Origin of the sequence: Thalassotalea profundi, from assembly GCF_014653195.1 — a bacterium.
Lineage (GTDB): Bacteria > Pseudomonadota > Gammaproteobacteria > Enterobacterales > Alteromonadaceae > Thalassotalea_B > Thalassotalea_B profundi.
The window spans coordinates 35,431-55,511 of record NZ_BNAH01000014.1; the positions used below are offsets into that span (position 1 = coordinate 35,431).

Consider the following 20,081-nt stretch of genomic DNA (forward strand, 5'->3'; position numbering starts at 1 on the left):
GCAGGGCACCTAATCAGGGATAATGAAAGTAAGACAGTTCGTTTACACTAACAATAATATCGATAATGTCATTAAATATGCGACTAAGTAAATTATTTTCCAAATCAAATAAACAAAGTCAAATTGGACTTTGTTTTCGTCAGCACTCAATTGCCTGCTGTAGCGTCCTTGATGACGGTAGTATTAACTTTAACGAGTTAGCTGCGTTAGATAAAAATTACAGCCCTGCGTTAAAAAGCTTATCGAAAGACTTATCTTTGAGCGGACAATGTCACCTAGTGTTATCTGCACAGCAAAGCCAAATTGTGCAAATCGACAAACCTAATATTCCAAATGATGAATTAAAAGAAGCGCTAAAGTGGCAGATTAAAGACTTAGTTTCTATTGAACCTAACGATATGGTACTTGATTATTTTGATGCTCCAATGACCTCAGGTGGTATTGAAAAGGTTCATGTGGTATGCGCTTCCAAGGCTGAATTATCTCCTTATGTAGAACAGTTAATTGATAATGGTTTTAGTGTGAAATCTATTTCAATTGAAGAGTTTGCTTTTAGCAGTTTAGTACCTCAAAGTGATGACGCCATTCTTTTAGTTTGCCAACAACCCAATGAAGAGATTTTATTGCTTATTGTGAAAAAAAATAAACTCTTCTTCTACCGTCGCCTCAGAGGTATGGCAAATATTGCCAGTAAATCTGAGGAAGAACTTAGCATGAGTGTTGTTGATGCTTTGAGTTTGGAAATACAACGCTCTACCGATTATTATGAACGTCAGCTAAAACAGGCCCCAATTCGCTCAATTGAAGTGCTTATCCCGATGAAAAATGAAGCCTTTTTAGCGCGAAAATTAGCTGAAAATGCTCACGTACCTGTGAATATTTTTACGGTCCCTGATGCTATTACTCACGCCCGAGATTGTAGTGCCTGTTTCGGTGCAAGTCAGTTAACTCATATGGAGGAATTATAGCTAAATGCCTAAATTAGCCATAAATTTACTTCAGCCTGAATTATTACCCAAACGCCCATTATTGTCGTTAGCCCGAGTAGTTTTTTTGTGGTGTGCGTTATTGATTTTTATGATCGCTTGGATGGTTTATAGTCAGATATCAACTGATAATCTTGCTCGACAATATCAACAAGTTAACCAGCAACAATTAGAGCAACAAAAATTATTAGATGAGTTACAGCAAAAAGTAAGTAGTAATCGTGCAGACGCTAAATTACTCGAACGATTAAATAAATTAAAAGTGGTCTTGGCTAATAAAAAAGTGTTGCATAACCAGTTAACAGATCAATCACAAACCTATGCTGCTGGCTTTTCGTCTGCCATGACAGAGCTTGCTATGTTACATCATAAATCAGTGAGCCTTGAGCAAGTGAATATGAATCAAGGACAACTTAGCTTTTCAGGTGTAGCAAAAACAGCTGATTCAGTACCCCAATGGCTTGCCGGCTTTGAATCTTCTACCTTTCTCTCAGGAAAGCAATTTACCCACTTTAGTTTATCTGAAAATGAAGAGGGTCTGACGATGTTTAGCGTGAGTACAACAAAAGTTCAGCCTGTTAAAGGGGGCAATTAATGAGTACCTTTTGGCGAGATTATAGTGATAAGTTCCAAGTAATTACTCCACGTGAGCAAATATTAGTTTTATTAACGGGTGTCGTTGCTATTTCGTTTGTTTTATACAGCTTATTTATCGATGAAAATAGCATGCGTAGTGACACTTATTCAAAAGACATTAAACAAATTGAGTCAAATATAAAAGCAAAACAACAAACACTGAATATATTTGAACAAGCCTTATTGGAAGATCCTAATGAAGCGGTTAATGGCCAAATTGTTCAATATGAAAATAAACTTGAACAAATAGATACCGCATTATTAAGTTTAACATCTGATCTCATTAACCCTATTCAAATGCGGTATGCCTTAATTGAGCTTCTCCAATTACAAAAAGGGGTGTCTCTACTTGCTTTTGATGTCATTCCGGCACAACCTGTTTCTATAAATCCTGAAATAGCTAAAGCTGAGGTGAGTTCAGATAATCAACTGGAAAGTAATAAAACAGTTCAACCTCAAAACAATACCGATAATTTAGATAAAGACATACCATCACTGACTTTATATAAACATGGTATTAAATTGACGTTATCAGGTAATTATTTCCAATTAAGAGATTACCTTTCTCAGTTAGAGCAATTAAAGTGGACATTTTTTTGGCAAAAGTTTGATTATAAATTAAAAGAATATCCTCAGAGTATTTTAGAGGTTGAACTATATAGCTTAAGCACTAAAAAGGAGTTTATAGGTGTATAAATTAATCACTTTTGTTACTACTTTAGTTTTTATGCTTACAGGGCAGGTTGTTGCACAAGAAGTGGATCCTACGCGTCCATTATCGGGTTCAAGTACAGTTGCATATCATCATGTTAAATCGACCATGCAATTACAGTCTATTGTTGATAACGGGGAACACTCAACTGTGATTATTAATGGCAAAGTGCTAAAGGTAGGTGATCGCATTGAACAGTATCAACTCAAGCAAATTAATAAGAAAAATGTGGTGTTGTCATCGCCAGATAAACACCTTGAGTTATCGTTATTTTCACCAATAGTGGCAAATCAAAATGAAAAGTAAGTTAGGTATGAATAAATTGAAAAAAAGTGTCACACTCGCTTCCATTTTTATCGTTTTAATGGGATGTGAAAGTACGCCAGATGCGCCAACTGAAGTAAATCAAGCTTTAGATGAGGCAATTAGTGAGACTGATAAATCACAGCAGCCAAAACCATTAAGTCAGTTACCTAATTCCGTAAAGCAAGAATTAATGCAGCAAAATATGCAACAAGCAAAGCAAGGGTTACTGGCTGAAAAACGATTAGCAATAGCTGCCAATAGCGTTGACGCACAGCAATTTTTTGCAGCATTGGTGGAAGACTCTCCATATAGTATTGCTATTCATCCTGATGTCAGCGGAACTATAAGCTTAAACTTAAAAGATGTCACATTAAGTGAAGCTTTTGATGTAATCGAACAACTATATGGCTATGAAGTTCGCCGTTCTGGCAGAGTTATTCAAATTTATCCAGCTGGAATTCGTACTGAAACAATCCCATTAGATTACTTGTTTGTGAAACGTTTTGGTACTTCTAGTATGCGTATTAATTCAGGCGGCGTTTCTGAAAACGACCCTAATTCTGGTACTAGTAATAACAATAATAGTAATAACAGCAATAACAATAGAAATAATAATAGTAATAATCAGAATAACCAACAGCAAAATAATAACAGTGGTACTAACGTTTATACAGAAAGTGAATCTGATTTCTGGCTTGAACTTGAAGAAACATTATCTGCTTTGATTGGCTCTGAAAATGGGCGATCAGTTATTGTTTCACCTCAAGCTGGCTTAGTAACTGTTCGAGCTTTACCGCAGGAAATTTCAGCAGTAAAACGATTTATTACTGATACGCAGGGCCATTTGCGTAGACAAGTGATTATTGAAGCTAAAATTATGGAGGTTACTCTTAATGATGATTATCAACAAGGGGTAAGATGGGATCAAGTGTTAGGCCATGCTGGTAGCACAGACGTTACTTTTTCAACTAGTGGCTCTATTGCGGGCAATGTTATTTCATCCTCTATTGGCGGCGTTACAGGTTTAAGTTTTTTAAATAAAGACTTTAGTGGTGTTATTGACTTACTTCAGACACAAGGCAATGTTCAGGTGCTCTCTAGTCCAAGAATTACTGCTACTAATAATCAGAAAGCGGTAATTAAAGTAGGAGAAGATGAATATTTTGTAACGGATGTTTCAAGTACTATTACTACTGGTACAGCCACAACAACCACACCTCAAGTTGAATTAACGCCATTCTTTTCTGGTATTGCTTTAGACGTTACCCCACAAATTGATGCTAACGGTGAAGTTATACTACATGTTCATCCATCAGTTACAGTAACCGATGAACAAACCAAAACAATTCGATTAAGTAACGAAGATATTGTTTTACCATTAGCACAAAGTAGCGTGCGAGAATCAGATACTATTATTCGTGCTAAGTCTGGGGAAATCGTAGTGATTGGTGGTTTAATTGAAACTCGAAAAGTTGATTCTGAATCTAAAACTCCCCTTCTAGGTGATATTCCTGTTCTGGGGGAATTATTTAAAAGTAAAAGTAAGCTCACAGAGAAAAAAGAGTTAGTGATCATGCTTAAACCGATTGTAATTGGACAGGATACATGGAAAAACCAATTAAAAGATGCTCGTGCTTTATTAAAGGAATGGTTCCCTGAAGAAAGTGAAAATTAAGCTTAATGATGACTTTATCAGTGACTCGCTAATATGTATCTTTATCATTTTGGTTTACGAGAATTACCTTTTACGTTAACACCGAATACGAATTTTTATTTAGGTTTAGCGCCTCACGATGAGGCGTTTGCCGTATTACTCACAGCTTTAAAAAGTGGCGAGGGTTTTATAAAGGTTATTGGTGAAGTTGGTACAGGTAAAACCTTACTTTGCCGGAAGTTGTTAAATGAAATACCTGAACACTTTGTGACAGCATATATCCCTAATCCTTATTTAAAACCCGATGAATTAAGGCGAGCCGTTGCCGTTGAATTAGATGTTAAACAAGCACAGCGCATGTCAGTTCAGTTACTTACCCAACGGATACAATCTCGGCTATTGGAGTTGCATAATGAAGGACGTTCGGTTGTTTTAATATTAGATGAAGCACAAGCATTGCCAGCAGAAAGTTTAGAAGCATTGCGCTTGTTTACTAATTTGGAAACGGAAACGCGAAAATTATTACAAGTTGTGTTGTTTGCGCAACCAGAATTAGATCAGCGTTTAGCCGAAAATGCCTTTAGGCAGTTAAAACAACGTATTTCTTTTTCTTATCAGCTTCGGCCTATGAATGCTTGTGAGGTTGAAAGTTATATTCATCACCGGTTAAACATTGCGGGTTATAAAGGTGCCGCCCTATTTGATCATGCACTTTGTAAGAAAATAGCACAATTTAGTGATGGTATTCCCCGGTTAGTCAACATTTTATGTCATAAAATGTTGATGTTAAGTTTCGGAGAGGGCCAATATAAAATTACTCGTCAACACCTTTTAACGGCGGTTAAAGATACTGAAGGTACAGATCATAAATTAAAGCATCAAAACCTAACAACAATATTTGGTGTCGTTGTCTTAATCATGCTTTGTATCATAGTTTGGTTTATTGGAGTGCAACCTTGAGTGTTATCAATCAAATGCTGAAAGACTTAGATAAACGTCAGCAAGAGCAGGTGAATCCCTTAACAGCTAATGCAGCTATTACAGATAGCAAGCCGCGCAGTCAGCGCTGGGTAATTATTATTCTAATTCTGCTATTAATAATATCATTGGGGGTAATTGTTTGGCAGAAGTGGGGTATTCGTACGAACGAAACATTATCGAAAAACACCGTTATTGGAAATAATATAACGTCTGGTAATAATACAGTCCCTGATAAAGTAATGACTGAGAGTACATTGCCGGAGCAAGAGCAATCTAAAAAGCAAAGAGAAAAAGATAATATAGAAACAATCGTTACTTCACCTAATAATGATAACGAGCCGAATATTATCGAAGCTGAAAATTTAGCGGCAACGACTGTTACAAAAAATGTGAATGGTAACCTTGAGTCTGATCAGTCCCTGATGGCCCAACAAAAGCTCATTGAGCAAGAAAAACCTGAAATAAAGCAAAGTCTAGAAAAAATAGGGAGAGGAGAAAATAGAGAAGCCACTATTATTGTAGAGCAGGCAGAAAAAGAACTAGCGCAGTCAATAGAGCCTACCTTAACAATATCTCGTAGACAATTAACGCCTGATCAACTTGCTATAAAAAAAATAGCACAAGCGGAACAAGCTATTGCAGATCAAGATATTAAAAGAGCAGAGCAGTTACTCGAAGAGGTGTTGTTAGTCGTACCGTCACATAAGTTTGCACGTAAACAATTAGCTGCGCTATGGTTTGGTAAGCAATCTTATCAAGCGGCATTAAATTTATTATCACAAGGATTAGCGCTTGATAACCAAGATGTTGAGTTTCGTTTAATGAAAGCCCGTATATACTTAAGTCAAGGGCAGACCAAATCTGCATACGACGAATTGGTCGTTTTAGATGATTTACGGTTAGTAGAATATCAATCAGTATTAGCTTCTACAGCACAACAATTGAGCTTATTTTCGGCAGCAGAAAAAGCCTACAATATATTAACACAATTAGCGCCAAATATTGGCCGTTGGTGGTTAGGCCTAGGGATTGCACAAGACAGTCAAGGTTACTTTAAACAAGCCAAAATGAGTTATCAAAATGCATTAAAACTGCAAGATTTATCAAATGAAACAGCGCAGTTTGCAAAAAATAGAATAGTAGAGTTGGGAGAATAGTCATGGCTGCACCAAAGCTAAAAATGCGACTGGGAGATTTATTAGTACATGAGCACATCATAACTAATGAACAGTTGATGCAAGCACTTAACAGCCAAAAAACGACAGGGCGTAAATTAGGGGACACCTTAATTGAGTTGAATTACATTGGTGAGAAGCAATTACTTGAGTTTTTAGCGCAACAACTTGATGTACCATTCCTAGATATTAGTCAACGCCGTATTCCAACTGAAGTTGCCAAGTTATTACCTGAAGTACATGCCAGACGTTTACGTGCATTAATTATTGAAGACCAAGGTGATGCTGTGCTTATTGGTATGAGTGATCCCGCTGATTTGAGTGGCTTAGATCAGCTTGAACAAATGCTTTCGCCTAAGCGTCTTAAACTTGCCGTTGTTATGGAATCTCAACTTTATGAAGCATTTGATGGTTTATATCGACGTACCGCAGATATTGAATCTTTTGCTAGTCAGTTAGGCGAAGAATATGAGCAAAGCTCTGACTTTGATTTATCTACATCTTTTATTGATGAAGGTGGTGATGCAACTGTTGGTAAGTTATTACAGTCGGTTTTTGAAGATGCTGTACAAATGCGAGCATCAGATATTCATATTGAACCAGATGAAAAACAATTACGCATCAGGCAACGTATTGATGGTGTGCTGCAAGAAAACGTTTTAAAAGAAACCAAAATAGCATCGGCTATGGTTTTACGCCTAAAATTAATGGCGGGATTAGATATTTCAGAAAAGCGTTTACCGCAAGATGGCCGATTTAATTTAAAAATTAAAGGCCATAGTGTTGATGTACGTATGTCAACAATGCCGATACAGTATGGTGAGTCAGTAGTTATGCGTTTGCTGGATCAAACGGAAGGCATTTTATCACTTGATGAAACTGGTATGCCTGAAGATTTAGTTGCTAGATTAAGGCATCAAATTACACGTCCTCACGGTATGATTTTAGTTACAGGGCCTACCGGAAGTGGTAAAACAACGACACTATATGGCGCCCTAAGCGAGCTAAATCAATCGAGTAAAAAAATTATTACAGTAGAAGATCCGGTTGAATATCGTTTACCAAGAATAAACCAAGTACAAATAAACAGTAAAATTGATTTAACATTTTCAAGTGTATTACGCACCGCATTACGTCAAGATCCTGACATACTTATGGTCGGTGAGATGCGTGATCAGGAAACCGTAGAAATAGGTTTAAGAGGTGCATTAACAGGTCATTTAGTATTATCAACATTACATACCAATGATGCGATAACCAGTGCCTTACGTTTAGTTGATATGGGCGCGGCAGGTTTTCTTGTAGGTAGCTCTTTACGTGCCATTGTGGCTCAACGATTAGTACGTCGTATTTGTGAACACTGTGCAATTGACCATCAACCAACTAGCCAAGAACTATTATGGTTGAGTCATTTAGCAGGCGAACAGGCTAACACTGCTCAATTTAAACAAGGCAAAGGCTGTCAATCTTGTCAATATACAGGTTACAAAGGTCGTATTGGTGTATTTGAATTACTTGAAATGAATGAGCCTATGATGGCGGCATTAAAACGAGATGATACTGAAGCCTTTACACAATTATCTAAAGAAAATCCAACCTTTCAACCCCTAGCATTGTCAGCATTTGATTATGCATGCAAGGGTATCACTACCGTAGAAGAAGTCCTACGTTTAGTGGAAACTGTTGATGTAACTGGGTAATTAAATGATGAAAGCTTTTAATTATGTAGGAAGAGACGCTGCTGGCTCCCAAGTTAAAGGTGCAATTGAGGCTTTAAATAGCAATGCAGTGGCAGAACAATTGTCACGGCAACGCATTACACCTACAGCAATAACGGAGGCAAAATCCACTAAAAGTAGTGCTGGTGATTTGGCGAATATCGATATTGGAGAATTATTAGGCTTTGAGACTATAGCATTAGATGACTTAATTGTATTTTGTCGACAAATGTATGCCTTAGTTCGATCAGGAGTCCCTATTCTTAGAGCTATTAATGGTATGGCTGAATCCACCAATGCACCCAAATTAAAACAAGCGTTATCTGAAATAGCCACGCAATTGGAAGGGGGATATGAATTGTCTTCGGCTTTAAATCGCCATCCAAAATTATTTTCTCCCTTGTTTGTTTCCTTGGTTCATGTAGGTGAAAATACCGGTAATTTAGATGATGCTTTTGCAAAGCTTGCCAGTTATTTTGAACGTGAGCAGGAAACACGTAAACGAATAAAAACAGCATTACGCTATCCTTCTTTTGTACTTATTGCCCTAGCCGCTGCAATTGTAATTTTAAATATATGGGTGATCCCAACATTTGCTGATATGTTTTCAAAATTAGGTGCGGAATTACCTTGGGCGACTAAAGCATTAATTACTAGTTCTAACTTCTTTTTAGATTATTGGCCGATAATGTTAGTCGTTACAATAGGGTTATATTTTGGTATTCGTTATTATGTGCGTACTCCTAAAGGAGAGCATGCTTGGAATCGCTTAAAAACTAAATTACCGGTAGTGGGCTCTGTCATTGAACGTTCTATTTTATCTCGATTTTCACATAGTTTTGCTATTGTTTTAAAAGCAGGGGTACCGATGACATCAGGCCTCACGTTAGTTTCAGATGCCGTTGATAATAGCTATATGAAAAAGAAAATACTATTAATGCGCACGGCTATTGAAAGTGGTGAGAGCTTATTACGTTCAGCTGTTGCGAGCACGATGTTTACACCATTGGTATTACAGATGATTGCCGTTGGTGAAGAAACAGGTCGTGTAGACGAGCTATTAGAGGAAGTCGGAGACTACTACGAACGAGAAGTCGATTATGAACTTAGTACACTTACTGCACGTATAGAACCTATACTTATTGCTATTGTTGCAGGTATGGTATTGATTTTAGCATTAGGTATATTTACGCCTATGTGGGATATGATGTCAGCGTTTAAAGGAAAGTAATATTTTAACTATTTTTAGTTATTTAACCATTAATCAATTTAAGTTGGGTTAAAGTAAGTTATGTCTCGCAACGCAGTGATTGTTAAACGTGAAAAGTCGTTAGCAGAACAGATTATTACCGTTGTCATGATATCGGTATTAATGGCGGGTTTTTGGTATTATTTTTTAAAACAAGAGCAGCAGTTTACCCTGGTTGGCTTTGAAACTATTGCAGGTAAATTTGCGACTAATGTATCAACTATCAGAGCACAATGGTTTATGGATAAGCAACCAGCTGTGATCATGCTAAAGGAACAAATTCAACAAGGTGTTGATCAAAAAACACAACGTAACATCAGCGTAAATAAAAAAGGCTGGGTTGACAGTAAAAAAGGTAATCTTGATTGCATTAGCATTTGGCAACAGGTAATGAATAGCCCATTGGTGTTTATGAATAAGCCAGTAGCGGCCTTACAAATAAATAATAACTCTGGCGTGAATAAGCGTCTTTGTCGTTATATGTTAGCGAGTGGAGAATATTTTCAATATAACCCAGATAATGGAAAAGTATCTAATATATTGATAATTAAATAATTATAGTAACGTTTTCACTACTGTGTGAAAAAAATAGTTTTCACTGTCGTAAAAAAGTGACTTATTACGTAAAACGTTGTTAGAATTAAGATAATTAGAAAATTAGAGGTTGTTATGAACAAACAGTCAGGTTTTACTTTAATCGAGTTAGTAATTGTAGTTGTGATCTTAGGATTTCTTGCAGTAACGGCGATTCCAAAATTTATTGATTTAACCGATCAAGCTAAACAAGCCAATATTGAAGGTATGGCAGGGGGCTTTGCTACTGCAGTTTCATTAGCGAGAGCTCAATGGGAAGCAGAAGGTCGTTCAACCAACACTAGCGGGCAGAATGTGGTTTCTTATGACGGTACCGACATGTTACTAACAACAGAAAACACTACAGCGGGAATTCGTGCAGGTTATGTGGTTGCTTCGGTTGCCGGAGAAAACTCTGGGGCTGGACTTGGTGGCGCCTTTACAGCCGATAACTGTATTGATATTTGGAATAATATTTTACAGCAGCCACCTAAATTAACAAATGATATTAATACGTTAAATACCGATTCAAGCATGCAGTATTTTGTCACTTTAAATGGTACGGCAGCAACAACAAGCTGTTCATATCATTTGAAAGAAACTCTTGCAAAAGATAATAACGGTTTATTTGTCACTACTAATATTAATACTGTCAGTAACTTCTTTAGCTACTTCCCAGCAACAAGCTCTGTAGAAGTAACAATTAAACAGTAATAACAAGATAGCGATCAAATAAAACTTCTTTAAGAAATATAAAGTTAAACATAATTAATTAGAAACAGGTGTCTTATGAAAAATATACAAAAAAGTAATGGTTTTACCTTAATAGAACTCGTTGTTGTTATTGTTATTTTAGGTATTTTGGCGGCCACAGCCGCACCCAAATTTATAGATTTAACCGGTGATGCTAAAACATCTGTAATGCAAGGTGTTCAAGGCTCAATCAATAGCGCGATAAATTTAGCAAACGCAAAAGCATTAGTTAGTGGCGAAACTGGTGCAACTGGTGAAATAGTGATTGGTGGTGAGTTTTATGCGTTAATAAATGGTTACCCTTCAGCAGCTGGTGCAGGGACTGCTGATGGTCAAACTACAGGGAATGGCTATGGTATATCAGAATTATTAGAATTAGACTCGGAAACACCTGTTGAGATTACTATTGCAGCACCGGCTTTATTCAAGCATCAAAATGCAACGGATAAAGACGAATGTGTAGTTACTTATACTGATTCTACGGGAGCAGAGATTCGTCCTGAAGTAACTGTTGACTTCGATAAATGTTAGTAAATATTGCTAAGTAGACATAATTAAGGGGAGCAATGCTCTCCTTATTTTTATCTTTCATTGATTAATTCAGTTAAAGTAGAAAGTTATGAACCCAAAGAAAGGTTTTACCTTAATTGAGCTCGTTGTGGTTATCGTTATTCTAGGTATTTTAGCTGCAACTGCTGCGCCTAAGTTTATTAACTTAAAACCTGAAGCCGAAACTGCAACGCTTGAGGCAATAAAAGCTTCAATGGATGGGGCAAGTAATTTAGTCTATGGTAAAGCTATTGTTAAGGGCGTACATAAACTTCCAGTAACAGACAACCCTAGTGTTGAAGTGTCAGGACAAACAATAGCGCTTCATTATGGTCACCCTCGGAATGTGAAAGCTGACTGGGAAAATATTATTGATATAGATGAGGACACTTACGGCTACACAAAAACAATAGATGGTGCATTGGTTATCTATTTCTTGAATAAAACTAAACCCGTTAGTACTTTACAGAGTTGTTTAGTGTTTTATAAAGAGCCAACTGGCTCAGGTGAAAAGCCGACGATAAAAGTTAATCCTTGTACCTAAAAATTGAGGGTGACATGCAAAAAAAAACACAAAAATTTAATTCTGTTATGATGATCAAGGGTTTTACCATAATAGAATTAATCGTTGTCATTATCATCTTAGGTATTTTGGCCATAACGGTTGCCCCTAAATTTTTTTCCTCTAATGGCTTTGAACAATTTACGTATCGAAATGAAGTCGTTACTACATTACGGGCTTTGCAATTACGCTCAATGCAACAAACATCAAGTGACACTTGTCATCATATCTCAGTTACTAACAGCCAAATCGGCTTACATAAAACTGATACTGGATTAGCTAATAACTGTGACCTTTCTATTTATGAGGACGCTAGTAAAGATGAATACGATAAACATACCAGTGTCAGTATTGATAGTAAGCACGAGGTAACTTTTAGTACATCAGCTTCACTCGCTAGTGTTTTTGCATTCGATCAAATGGGGCGAGTTATTGACAGTAATGGCAATAGAGTTGATTGTGTAAATCCTAATGTTTGCCAAGTGATTATTACAGGTGAAGACACCCTAATTATTCAAATAGAAAATGAAGGCTATATTCATGCGCTCTAATTTTCATATCTTATCAAAAGGCTTTACCTTAATTGAAACCATTGTCGGTATTGTGGTGCTGTCAATTTCATTCTCAATTATCATAACACTCATCTATCCTACGGTTGAACAAAGTGCCGATCAACTACATCAAATTCGTGCGGCTGAGCTAGGTCAATCGTTATTAAATGAAATAACAGGACATGCTTTTGATGAAAACTCAGATCATTCAGGGAGTAAATATCGTTGTGGTGAAAATGGAATAATATGTTCAACCGATATGAAGAGTGAAATAGGTGAAAATCGTTTATTATTTGATGATGTTGATGACTTTAATAATCTAAGATTTGATGCTAATACAGTTGGTAGTTATATACAAAATTCTCAAGGTGAAAATCTCACTCTCTATTTAGGTTATTCGGTAACCATAATGGTATGTAATGACAGTGATTATGATGGGAATTGTGCAACCAATGCTGATAACGATACAGCAAAACTTATTACGGTAACAGTTACAACACCAACAGGCTTTGCAATTGATTTTTCTACCTATAAGGCCAATTTCTAATGGGCGCTTTTTCTCTTAAAAGTAGAGGTTTTACCTTAATTGAAATGGTCACAGTAATGGTGATACTTGGTGTGCTAGCTGTGGGTATAAGTAATTTTTTACAATTTGGTAGTCGTATATATCTTGAAACCAATGATAGAAGTCAATTAATTGCCAGTGCCCGTTTTGCTATAGAGCGACTCAATAGAGAAGTACGTCATGCGTTGCCCAATAGCCCACGCCTTATTGGTAATAATCAATGTTTGGAATTTCGCCCCATTAAAGCTGCTGCCATATACACTGAAATACCCCTAGCGCCTTTACCGGCATCATCAACAATTAAGGTGATACGTTTTGATGACAGTCAGTTTAGTAATGCGCTCGACTTGGTTATTTATCCGCTCACTGCAGATGATGCTTATTTCCCTAGCGATAAAATGAGTGCCATCGATAGTAGTAACCCTGCTTTCGACGTAACATTAGATGAATGGCCAATTACGCTTGATGTGCCGATGCAATTTACTGAAAGTTCACCTACCAATCGCGTTTTTTTTATTGATAAGCCAGTGAGCTATTGTATTGAAGGGCTCGTGCTTAATCGTTATGAAAATTATACAAGTTATAGATCAGATGGTGTTCCCAATGCATCAGCCTCGTTAATGGCGGAGCATTTAGACGCTAACAACATCAGCAGTTTTCAAGTTAATTCGCCAAGCCAGCTACGTTCAGGTAATGTTTTGGTGAAATTAAATTTTAGTCGAAATGATGAAGTTGTTAGCTTTAATAATGAAATACAGGTGCCTAATGTTCCCTAGTAAGAAATCAACATATAAAAAACAAAAGGGGAGCGCCTTGGTGATCGCAATATTTGTGATTATTGTAATGACATTATTAGGTACAGCACTAGTGCGTATGCTGTCCACAGAAGCTGAAACGGTAGCTTATGAAGTTATCGGTACACGTGCATTCCAAGCGGCGCAATCAGGTATGCAATGGCAGTTACAGCAGATATTTCCATTAGATAGTAGTGGCATTGCATGCCCTAGTGCTAATAGTATCAAAAGTTTTGCGAATAGTGGCAACCATGGTAGAGGGCTAAAAAATTGTCAGGCTAAACTTCAGTGTGATAGTTTCGAACATAACAATATTACTTATTATCAACTTAAAAGCACGGGTATTTGCTCTGTTGGTGGTGTTGAAACCTCTCGTACGATAGCGGTGGATGCCCGTAGTCTATAGTAATTAACAATCACCCAAATAAAGTACATATTATCATCAAATATTGCCATGTAAGTGTTGGTATTTTTTACAGTTTGGTTAAGATTATATTTAAAAAAAAACTAAGTCTTTGTTTTTATGTTGATGTTTTATTTTGGCTTATATTTTGCATTAATCCGTGTATTAAGTTTTAAGTAATGTCGTATAGTCATTAATCGAGGTTTTTTAATGAATAAGTTTGCTCAAACATGTTGTCTTTTTTTGATGTTATTTGTATCAAGTTCTTCTCATGCTACATTAATTACCGATTCTAGCCTTATCACATCTGATCACTATGTGAGTGTAGGAAGTTTAGACTTTGCATGGGCATCACCGGTTAATGTTGAATACTGGGACGATTATAATCAATTATATGCTCCAACTATTCATGAAGGCTGGGATTATGCTACTAGCGAAGAGTTAGAAATTTTATTTGAAAATGTAACTTTAGCGGACTTTTATATTAGTGATGGTGTTTATCGTAATGCTGCTAAATTTTGGAACTCATATTTTGAAGATGTGGTTTTAAGGTTTACGGTAGGCGGTGTAGAGTATGTTGATATAAGTAATTTAGATAATTTTACCAATAAACAGGTAAAGAGCTTTTGGACTGTGGGTGATATGGACACATTTGGTTCTGATTTTGAAACTTTTTACGTCCGCCGTAACAACCAAGGTGGCGGTGGTAGCGTTGATGTGCCTGAACCAACTACTGTAATGATTTTTGGCTTTGGCTTAATTGCTTTGGCTTTACGTAAAAAATTCCTATAACAACAAGACGACTGTTCAACTCGTTTCATGAAATTTTAACCTCACTTTTGTGGGGTTTTTTTCTATTTAGACACTTGATCAAATTATACAATAGGGCCTAATTCAATGGGTTATGCTTGTTTATTTGTATCGTTCAGCGTAACTTAGCAATATTAACTATAATTAATTTTTTATTTTTCGACAAAGGGATATCAGTCAATGATGTTTCGCGTTTTTGTTACGCTCTTCTTCCTCTTAATACATTCAGCTCTTTTAGCTGCAGATTGTGACGCCGTATTTCCTGGTCCTAAGTCTTTTGCTGTCAAAGGAAGCGCTTATATCCTTAACACAAACCAATGTAATGGAAGCTATAATTGTTCGCCCGTAGACTTTACTTACATGACCAATGTGCCTCCACTTTATCCAAGTGGTTCTTTCAATTCGACTAATATTAGTGACGGTGTGTATCAACACACAAGTTGGGGGTTAGGCAGCTATTCCACCGTTACATTTACAGGTTCAGGCACTGCAGTCATGTATTTTAATAGCAGTGTTTCCATTGGTCAAAATACTAGAATTAATCCAACAGGATCGCCAGAAAATGTTTTAATTATTGTTAACGGTTCTGTCGTTATTAATCAAAATGCTGTAATCAATGCAAATATTTATTCAACAGGTTCTTTAGTTATTTATCAAAACTCAAAGATAAATGGTGCCGTTTCTGTTGCGGGTTCACTTTATGTGGATTCAAATAGTGAGTTTAATTACCAAGATAGTTACGTCGATAATATGGACGCGCATGGTTTTTGTGGTAATAGTGCGCCAGTAATTCCTATTTCGTGTAGTGCTTCGTTACCTGAGGTTGCTTTTTCGGATAATTTTTCAAATGTTACAGCTGGCTGGGAAAATACTAATTTCAATCGCGCCATTAGTAACTGGCCTTCAGATACCATTACTACTTCAAATGGCGAAAATGCTGATATGGCTTTCAATATTACCGGAGGAGAACTGCAAATAAATGGTGCAGTTACTGCTAGCGGGGATAACGAATACGGTATGGTGTCGTATGACTTATCATTAGCCAATATTGATAAGCAAAATGTTGATAATTATGCTATCTCATCTGATATAACGGCACATAAAAGTGGTACTAACAACGATGTTGGTCTTGTTTTTGGTTATGAGGATGACAGTAATTACTTTCTAGCACGTTGGAATAAATACGGTACGAGTTATTCTGGTAATAATTCTTTTCCGGGCGTTTATCGGCGTTTAGAGCTTGTTAAAGTGTCTTCAGGGAATGCTTCATTATTAGCTTCGTCAGATGACTTTGATGTTAATGACCCATTTAATTTTGAAGTTGTCGTAAATGACGATGGCACGGCAGTGTGCGTGAATGATACCGCAATGCTTTATAGTGCCACGGAACAGCCAATATTAAATGATTTTGGTATTTTTAGTTATGATAATGATGTAGGCGTAGAGGTTGATAATGTTGAAGTGCGTTGCGACGATTGCTTATTAGCTATACCCAAAGCAAATTATCGCTTTGATGATTGTCGTTACTCTGGTGCTGCCGGTGAAGTTGTTGATCAAACTGGAAATTACAATGCTAAAACTACCGGTAACGTCGTATCTTTGCCTACCGGGCAAATAGAAAAAGCGATAGAGTTGTCAAACTCATCCTCTTATGTTGAAACAAGTATTCCATTAACGTCTTCTTTTAGTGTGTCAACTTGGTTTAAAAAACCGTCGTCAAATTCGGGTAATCGTTATTTTGTTTTAGGTGCAATGGCGGCCGGCGGTGATTTGCTTTATTTAGATCGTGGGACGAATTGGCGTTGGGGTGTTTATAATGCAAGTTTTGGAACTTCTAGGTTAGGTACTTATAGCTTCAGTTCTTTGGATAATGACTGGCACCATATGGTGCTTATTCATGCTAATAATCAAACGAAACTTTATATTGATGGTGTATTGAAGGACACCATTAATTTACAAGCCACAGGTACACTAAAATATATAGGTACCTCATACGATGAAATTAATGCGAGTAATCCACAAGGTTTTCGTGCGCCGCTTGATGAGTTTATGGTGTTTGATGGTGAATTATCACAAACTCAAATTAGCCAAATTTATGCTCATCAATTAGCAAAGAGTAATTATGACGGTAGTTCACGTGCAGTTGTTATTTGTAATCCTTTAGTGGGTTTTTATCAATTTGAACAAACAGATTTTAACACGAATATTATTGATACAAGTGGCTTAGATAATCATGGCTTTAACATTGGGGGGGGATCTTCTGCCAGTGGTAAATATTGTCGGGCCTTTGATACGAATGGTACAAACAGTAGTTCTGCAACCAATAATGCTTTTTCTACTGGATTAGATGTAGATGAGGATATTGGTACTAAAGGCACTATCAGTTTTTGGTTTAATAGTAATACTGATTGGAATCAAGGAGGCTATAACGGTGGTGGTGAACGTACCTTGTTTGATGCAAGTAACTCTAATAAGTACTTTACTTTAGAAATTCAAAGTAATGGTCGTTTACGGTTTACTTTCGAAGATAGTGCTGACAATGACTTTGCTTTGCAAGAGCCAGCAACCTCAGTGAGAAATTCGGATACTTGGTATTATATTTCAGTAACTTGGGATTACAGCGCTGATTATTTTCAAATATTAGTAGATGGTGAGGTTGTTGCTCAAAGTAGTATTAATACCAATGGTCAAATGGTGTTAAGTTCGCTTATTTTTGGTGATAATGCGTCTACTTATTCAGGTAACAATCATAGCTCTTTAGCGTCACGTACCTCTGCAAATGGGAAATTTGATGAAGTTAGAGTTTATTCAGTTGTAAAAACACCGGCTGAAATTCAAGCGGATATGATCGATACCGATTGTGTTATTTTATTAGATCATTATCAAATATTACATGACGGTAATGGCTTAACTTGTGATAGCGAAACCGTGACGATAAAAGCTTGTAGTAATTCGTTTGATGGTACCTGTAATGTCGTTAACGAAAGCGGTAGTTTTACCCTTAATGTGACAGGGGCTAATGGCGCTGTGGCAAAAGCGGGTACATTTGTTAATGGTGTAGGCACTGTTGATTTTAATTATACTACTGCAGAACAAGTAAGCTTTGCGTTAACCAATGAATCTCCTGCGCCAGCTGCAAACTTTGTTTGTTTAAATGCTGGCGTACAAAGCTGTAATATGCAATTTGCGGATGCGGGTTTTAGGTTTTTGTATGAAACCAATACAAATGAAAAAATTGGTTATCAAACATCTGGTGATGAATTCAGTGAAGTTTTAAAATTACAAGCGGTGGAAAATACTAACGGGGTTTGTACCGGCGTATTTAATGGCGATGTTAATGTTAATTTGTCGCAACGCAATATTACACCTGCAGGGACATCAGGTTTACCCTTTCAAGTAAATGATGGGGCTATTAAAAATATTGCAAAATCCCCAACTTTTACCTCAAATATTACACTGAACTTCGATAATACTAGTGCGGCAGTTATTCCAAATCCTGTGTACCAAGATGCAGGGGAAATACGTTTATATGCAAGTTACAGTGATGCAAATATTTCGTTAGTGGGTAACTCTAATGATTTTTGGGTTAAACCTGCGTCGTTAGTACTATCAGCGACAGTAGCAGGCGATAGTTTAAATAATGCGACTGCAAGTGGCGCTCCTAAGCATATAGCGGGTGACGTTTTTGACTTTACTGTGAGTGCAGTTAATCGTTCGGGTGCTATTACGAAAAATTACCGACAAGGAAATATTGAACTTAACGTTTTACGTTTACTGCCAGACCTTAGCGTTGCTGGGAGTGTAGATGGGGTGTTTACTTATGGCGCAGGCAATATAACAAGCTCTTCAGGATTTCAAAATATTACCTTAACAGCGTTTGATGCAGATGCATCAAATACAGGTGTTTCTAGTACTGATGGCGCAAAATATTCTGAAGTCGGAGTGATACAGATAGACCTTAAAGATAGTCACTATGGTGATGATGGTACAGGTAGTGGTCTATTGGTTGATGCTAATGCTTTGACTGTTGGGCGCTTTACACCAGCTTACTTTAAACAAACGGCTAATAATGGAATTATTACGGCTTATCATACGGCATTATGCCCAGCAGAAAACTGGGTTTATAGTGGCCAAAAAACTGCTGGGAAGGGTAGTATAAAATATTCAATAGAACCAGAATTAACGGTAACAGCTTATAATAGCAATGATGTCCCAACCGTTAATTATATTGGTGATTTTGCTAAACTTGCTGGGTTCACAGAAACTCCAGCTGTTAGTGGGAATAATATAATACTTGGTGATCCTCTAACATTACATGCAAATACATTGGAAGTGGCTGGTGATGTTAGTGAAAAAGGTGCTTTATCCGAATTTAGCAATGCTCAAACAATATACACTTTATCTGATCAACACCACTTTACTTATACACGAAATAACTTAAGTAAAACCGCACCGTTTGATGCGACATTTGAAATACCCGTTGTATCAATAATAGATAGTGACAACATCCAACTAAAACCTGATGATGGTAATGGTCCCTATTTTGAAAACCCCAGCTTAGAGTCAGATCTTAAAGTTTACTTTGGTCGTTGGACTATTGAAAATGCGTATGGCCCCGAAACCTCTGATTTAATTAGTCCGATGTCTATTGAAGTTTTTGACGGTACGAAGTTTGTTATTCATAACCTTGATAGTTGTACCGCTCCAATTATTACTGCTAAAAAATCAAGTAACCCACTCGATTTATTTGATTATTTACTGACTGATGAAAATGCGACTGACAATTTACGAGTCAGTGATACTTCGGCAACTATTTCAGCCAGTGAAAAATTTGAAGACGGCTTATTTAATGGTTTTGTTTTTAGTGCGCCTAATGATGATTACAGACAAGGGCCATTAAAGCTAGAGTATGAAGTACCAACATGGCTTAAATATGATTGGACCGATGGTAATGGTCCTTTTACCGAAAACCCAACATCGTTAATCAATTTTGGATTATATCGCGGTAACGATCGCATAATTTCATGGCGAGAAGTTGGAAATTAGCTGCTTTTTAGCTATTTCATGAAAAAAATTGCAATTTATTACGTTTTTTTCGAAAAAC

Annotated in this window: 19 protein-coding genes; all 19 read left to right on the forward strand. The window is 36.8% G+C overall.

Annotation, left to right across the window (positions count from 1 at the left end):
- Positions 1-77: 77 nt before the first annotated feature.
- The 19 genes from IE155_RS15425 to IE155_RS15515 all read left to right on the forward strand — a co-directional run bounded on the left by IE155_RS15425 (position 78) and on the right by IE155_RS15515 (position 20,023).
- A complete protein-coding gene (locus IE155_RS15425) occupies positions 78-968 on the forward strand; it encodes a hypothetical protein (protein ID WP_189379148.1) in 891 nt (296 codons plus the stop codon).
- A 4-nt stretch (positions 969-972) separates the two neighbouring features.
- Entirely contained in the window at positions 973-1,581 is a 609-nt protein-coding gene (locus IE155_RS15430; RefSeq protein WP_189379149.1) for a PilN domain-containing protein, read from the forward strand.
- Positions 1,581-2,318 carry a hypothetical protein gene (locus IE155_RS15435; RefSeq protein WP_189379150.1) on the forward strand — a complete coding sequence of 246 codons (738 nt, stop codon included), beginning with the start codon at positions 1,581-1,583 and terminating at the stop codon, positions 2,316-2,318. Before IE155_RS15430 ends, IE155_RS15435 begins: the two co-directional genes overlap by 1 nt.
- A complete protein-coding gene (locus IE155_RS15440; RefSeq protein WP_189379151.1) occupies positions 2,311-2,640 on the forward strand; it encodes a hypothetical protein in 330 nt (109 codons plus the stop codon). Before IE155_RS15435 ends, IE155_RS15440 begins: the two co-directional genes overlap by 8 nt.
- Before the next feature lie 7 nt (positions 2,641-2,647).
- Entirely contained in the window at positions 2,648-4,315 is a 1,668-nt protein-coding gene (gene mshL, locus IE155_RS15445; protein WP_373295379.1) for a pilus (MSHA type) biogenesis protein MshL, read from the forward strand.
- A gap of 33 nt (positions 4,316-4,348) precedes the next feature.
- Positions 4,349-5,254, forward strand: coding sequence for an ExeA family protein (locus IE155_RS15450; RefSeq protein WP_189379153.1), 906 nt, complete (start codon positions 4,349-4,351; stop codon positions 5,252-5,254).
- Positions 5,251-6,432 carry a tetratricopeptide repeat protein gene (locus IE155_RS15455; RefSeq protein WP_189379154.1) on the forward strand — a complete coding sequence of 394 codons (1,182 nt, stop codon included), beginning with the start codon at positions 5,251-5,253 and terminating at the stop codon, positions 6,430-6,432. The genes IE155_RS15450 and IE155_RS15455 overlap by 4 nt, the downstream gene beginning before the upstream one ends.
- A gap of 2 nt (positions 6,433-6,434) precedes the next feature.
- Positions 6,435-8,150 carry a GspE/PulE family protein gene (locus tag IE155_RS15460; protein WP_189379155.1) on the forward strand — a complete coding sequence of 572 codons (1,716 nt, stop codon included), beginning with the start codon at positions 6,435-6,437 and terminating at the stop codon, positions 8,148-8,150.
- 7 nt (positions 8,151-8,157) lie between these two features.
- Positions 8,158-9,399 (forward strand): type II secretion system F family protein, encoded by a 1,242-nt coding sequence (locus tag IE155_RS15465; protein WP_189379207.1) that lies wholly within the window; start codon positions 8,158-8,160, stop codon positions 9,397-9,399.
- 60 nt (positions 9,400-9,459) lie between these two features.
- A complete protein-coding gene (locus tag IE155_RS15470; RefSeq protein WP_189379156.1) occupies positions 9,460-9,972 on the forward strand; it encodes a hypothetical protein in 513 nt (170 codons plus the stop codon).
- Between the two features lie 114 nt (positions 9,973-10,086).
- Positions 10,087-10,704: a type II secretion system protein gene (locus IE155_RS18100; protein ID WP_189379157.1), complete on the forward strand. Its 618-nt coding sequence runs from the start codon at positions 10,087-10,089 to the stop codon at positions 10,702-10,704.
- A 75-nt stretch (positions 10,705-10,779) separates the two neighbouring features.
- Positions 10,780-11,274 (forward strand): pilus assembly FimT family protein, encoded by a 495-nt coding sequence (locus tag IE155_RS18105; RefSeq protein ID WP_308433838.1) that lies wholly within the window; start codon positions 10,780-10,782, stop codon positions 11,272-11,274.
- An 88-nt stretch (positions 11,275-11,362) separates the two neighbouring features.
- Positions 11,363-11,836: a type II secretion system protein gene (locus tag IE155_RS18110; RefSeq protein ID WP_189379158.1), complete on the forward strand. Its 474-nt coding sequence runs from the start codon at positions 11,363-11,365 to the stop codon at positions 11,834-11,836.
- 14 nt (positions 11,837-11,850) lie between these two features.
- Complete coding sequence (locus tag IE155_RS15490) at positions 11,851-12,405, forward strand: prepilin-type N-terminal cleavage/methylation domain-containing protein (RefSeq protein WP_189379159.1); 555 nt, start codon at positions 11,851-11,853, stop codon at positions 12,403-12,405.
- Positions 12,395-12,952, forward strand: coding sequence for a type IV pilus modification PilV family protein (locus tag IE155_RS15495; RefSeq protein ID WP_189379160.1), 558 nt, complete (start codon positions 12,395-12,397; stop codon positions 12,950-12,952). The genes IE155_RS15490 and IE155_RS15495 overlap by 11 nt, the downstream gene beginning before the upstream one ends.
- Complete coding sequence (locus IE155_RS15500; protein WP_189379161.1) at positions 12,952-13,746, forward strand: PulJ/GspJ family protein; 795 nt, start codon at positions 12,952-12,954, stop codon at positions 13,744-13,746. The genes IE155_RS15495 and IE155_RS15500 overlap by 1 nt, the downstream gene beginning before the upstream one ends.
- The gene (locus tag IE155_RS15505; protein ID WP_189379162.1) at positions 13,736-14,170 is read left to right on the forward strand and encodes a pilus assembly PilX N-terminal domain-containing protein; all 435 of its coding nucleotides are present in this window, start codon (positions 13,736-13,738) and stop codon (positions 14,168-14,170) included. The genes IE155_RS15500 and IE155_RS15505 overlap by 11 nt, the downstream gene beginning before the upstream one ends.
- Before the next feature lie 207 nt (positions 14,171-14,377).
- Positions 14,378-14,959, forward strand: coding sequence for a PEP-CTERM sorting domain-containing protein (locus IE155_RS15510; RefSeq protein ID WP_189379163.1), 582 nt, complete (start codon positions 14,378-14,380; stop codon positions 14,957-14,959).
- A gap of 198 nt (positions 14,960-15,157) precedes the next feature.
- Complete coding sequence (locus IE155_RS15515) at positions 15,158-20,023, forward strand: LamG domain-containing protein (RefSeq protein WP_189379164.1); 4,866 nt, start codon at positions 15,158-15,160, stop codon at positions 20,021-20,023.
- Positions 20,024-20,081: the final 58 nt, after the last annotated feature.

What these genes read in the sequence shown, in the direction of transcription:
- IE155_RS15425 (WP_189379148.1), top strand. Translation starts at nt 78, where the DNA reads ATGCGACTAAGTAAATTATTTTCCAAATCAAATAAACAAAGTCAAATT.
- IE155_RS15430 (WP_189379149.1), top strand. Translation starts at nt 973, where the DNA reads ATGCCTAAATTAGCCATAAATTTACTTCAGCCTGAATTATTACCCAAA.
- IE155_RS15435 (WP_189379150.1), top strand. Translation starts at nt 1,581, where the DNA reads ATGAGTACCTTTTGGCGAGATTATAGTGATAAGTTCCAAGTAATTACT.
- mshL (WP_373295379.1), top strand. Translation starts at nt 2,648, where the DNA reads ATGAATAAATTGAAAAAAAGTGTCACACTCGCTTCCATTTTTATCGTT.
- IE155_RS15450 (WP_189379153.1), top strand. Translation starts at nt 4,349, where the DNA reads ATGTATCTTTATCATTTTGGTTTACGAGAATTACCTTTTACGTTAACA.
- IE155_RS15460 (WP_189379155.1), top strand. Translation starts at nt 6,435, where the DNA reads ATGGCTGCACCAAAGCTAAAAATGCGACTGGGAGATTTATTAGTACAT.
- IE155_RS15465 (WP_189379207.1), top strand. Translation starts at nt 8,158, where the DNA reads ATGAAAGCTTTTAATTATGTAGGAAGAGACGCTGCTGGCTCCCAAGTT.
- IE155_RS15470 (WP_189379156.1), top strand. Translation starts at nt 9,460, where the DNA reads ATGTCTCGCAACGCAGTGATTGTTAAACGTGAAAAGTCGTTAGCAGAA.
- IE155_RS18100 (WP_189379157.1), top strand. Translation starts at nt 10,087, where the DNA reads ATGAACAAACAGTCAGGTTTTACTTTAATCGAGTTAGTAATTGTAGTT.
- IE155_RS18105 (WP_308433838.1), top strand. Translation starts at nt 10,780, where the DNA reads ATGAAAAATATACAAAAAAGTAATGGTTTTACCTTAATAGAACTCGTT.
- IE155_RS18110 (WP_189379158.1), top strand. Translation starts at nt 11,363, where the DNA reads ATGAACCCAAAGAAAGGTTTTACCTTAATTGAGCTCGTTGTGGTTATC.
- IE155_RS15490 (WP_189379159.1), top strand. Translation starts at nt 11,851, where the DNA reads ATGCAAAAAAAAACACAAAAATTTAATTCTGTTATGATGATCAAGGGT.
- IE155_RS15495 (WP_189379160.1), top strand. Translation starts at nt 12,395, where the DNA reads ATGCGCTCTAATTTTCATATCTTATCAAAAGGCTTTACCTTAATTGAA.
- IE155_RS15500 (WP_189379161.1), top strand. Translation starts at nt 12,952, where the DNA reads ATGGGCGCTTTTTCTCTTAAAAGTAGAGGTTTTACCTTAATTGAAATG.
- IE155_RS15505 (WP_189379162.1), top strand. Translation starts at nt 13,736, where the DNA reads ATGTTCCCTAGTAAGAAATCAACATATAAAAAACAAAAGGGGAGCGCC.
- IE155_RS15510 (WP_189379163.1), top strand. Translation starts at nt 14,378, where the DNA reads ATGAATAAGTTTGCTCAAACATGTTGTCTTTTTTTGATGTTATTTGTA.
- IE155_RS15515 (WP_189379164.1), top strand. Translation starts at nt 15,158, where the DNA reads ATGATGTTTCGCGTTTTTGTTACGCTCTTCTTCCTCTTAATACATTCA.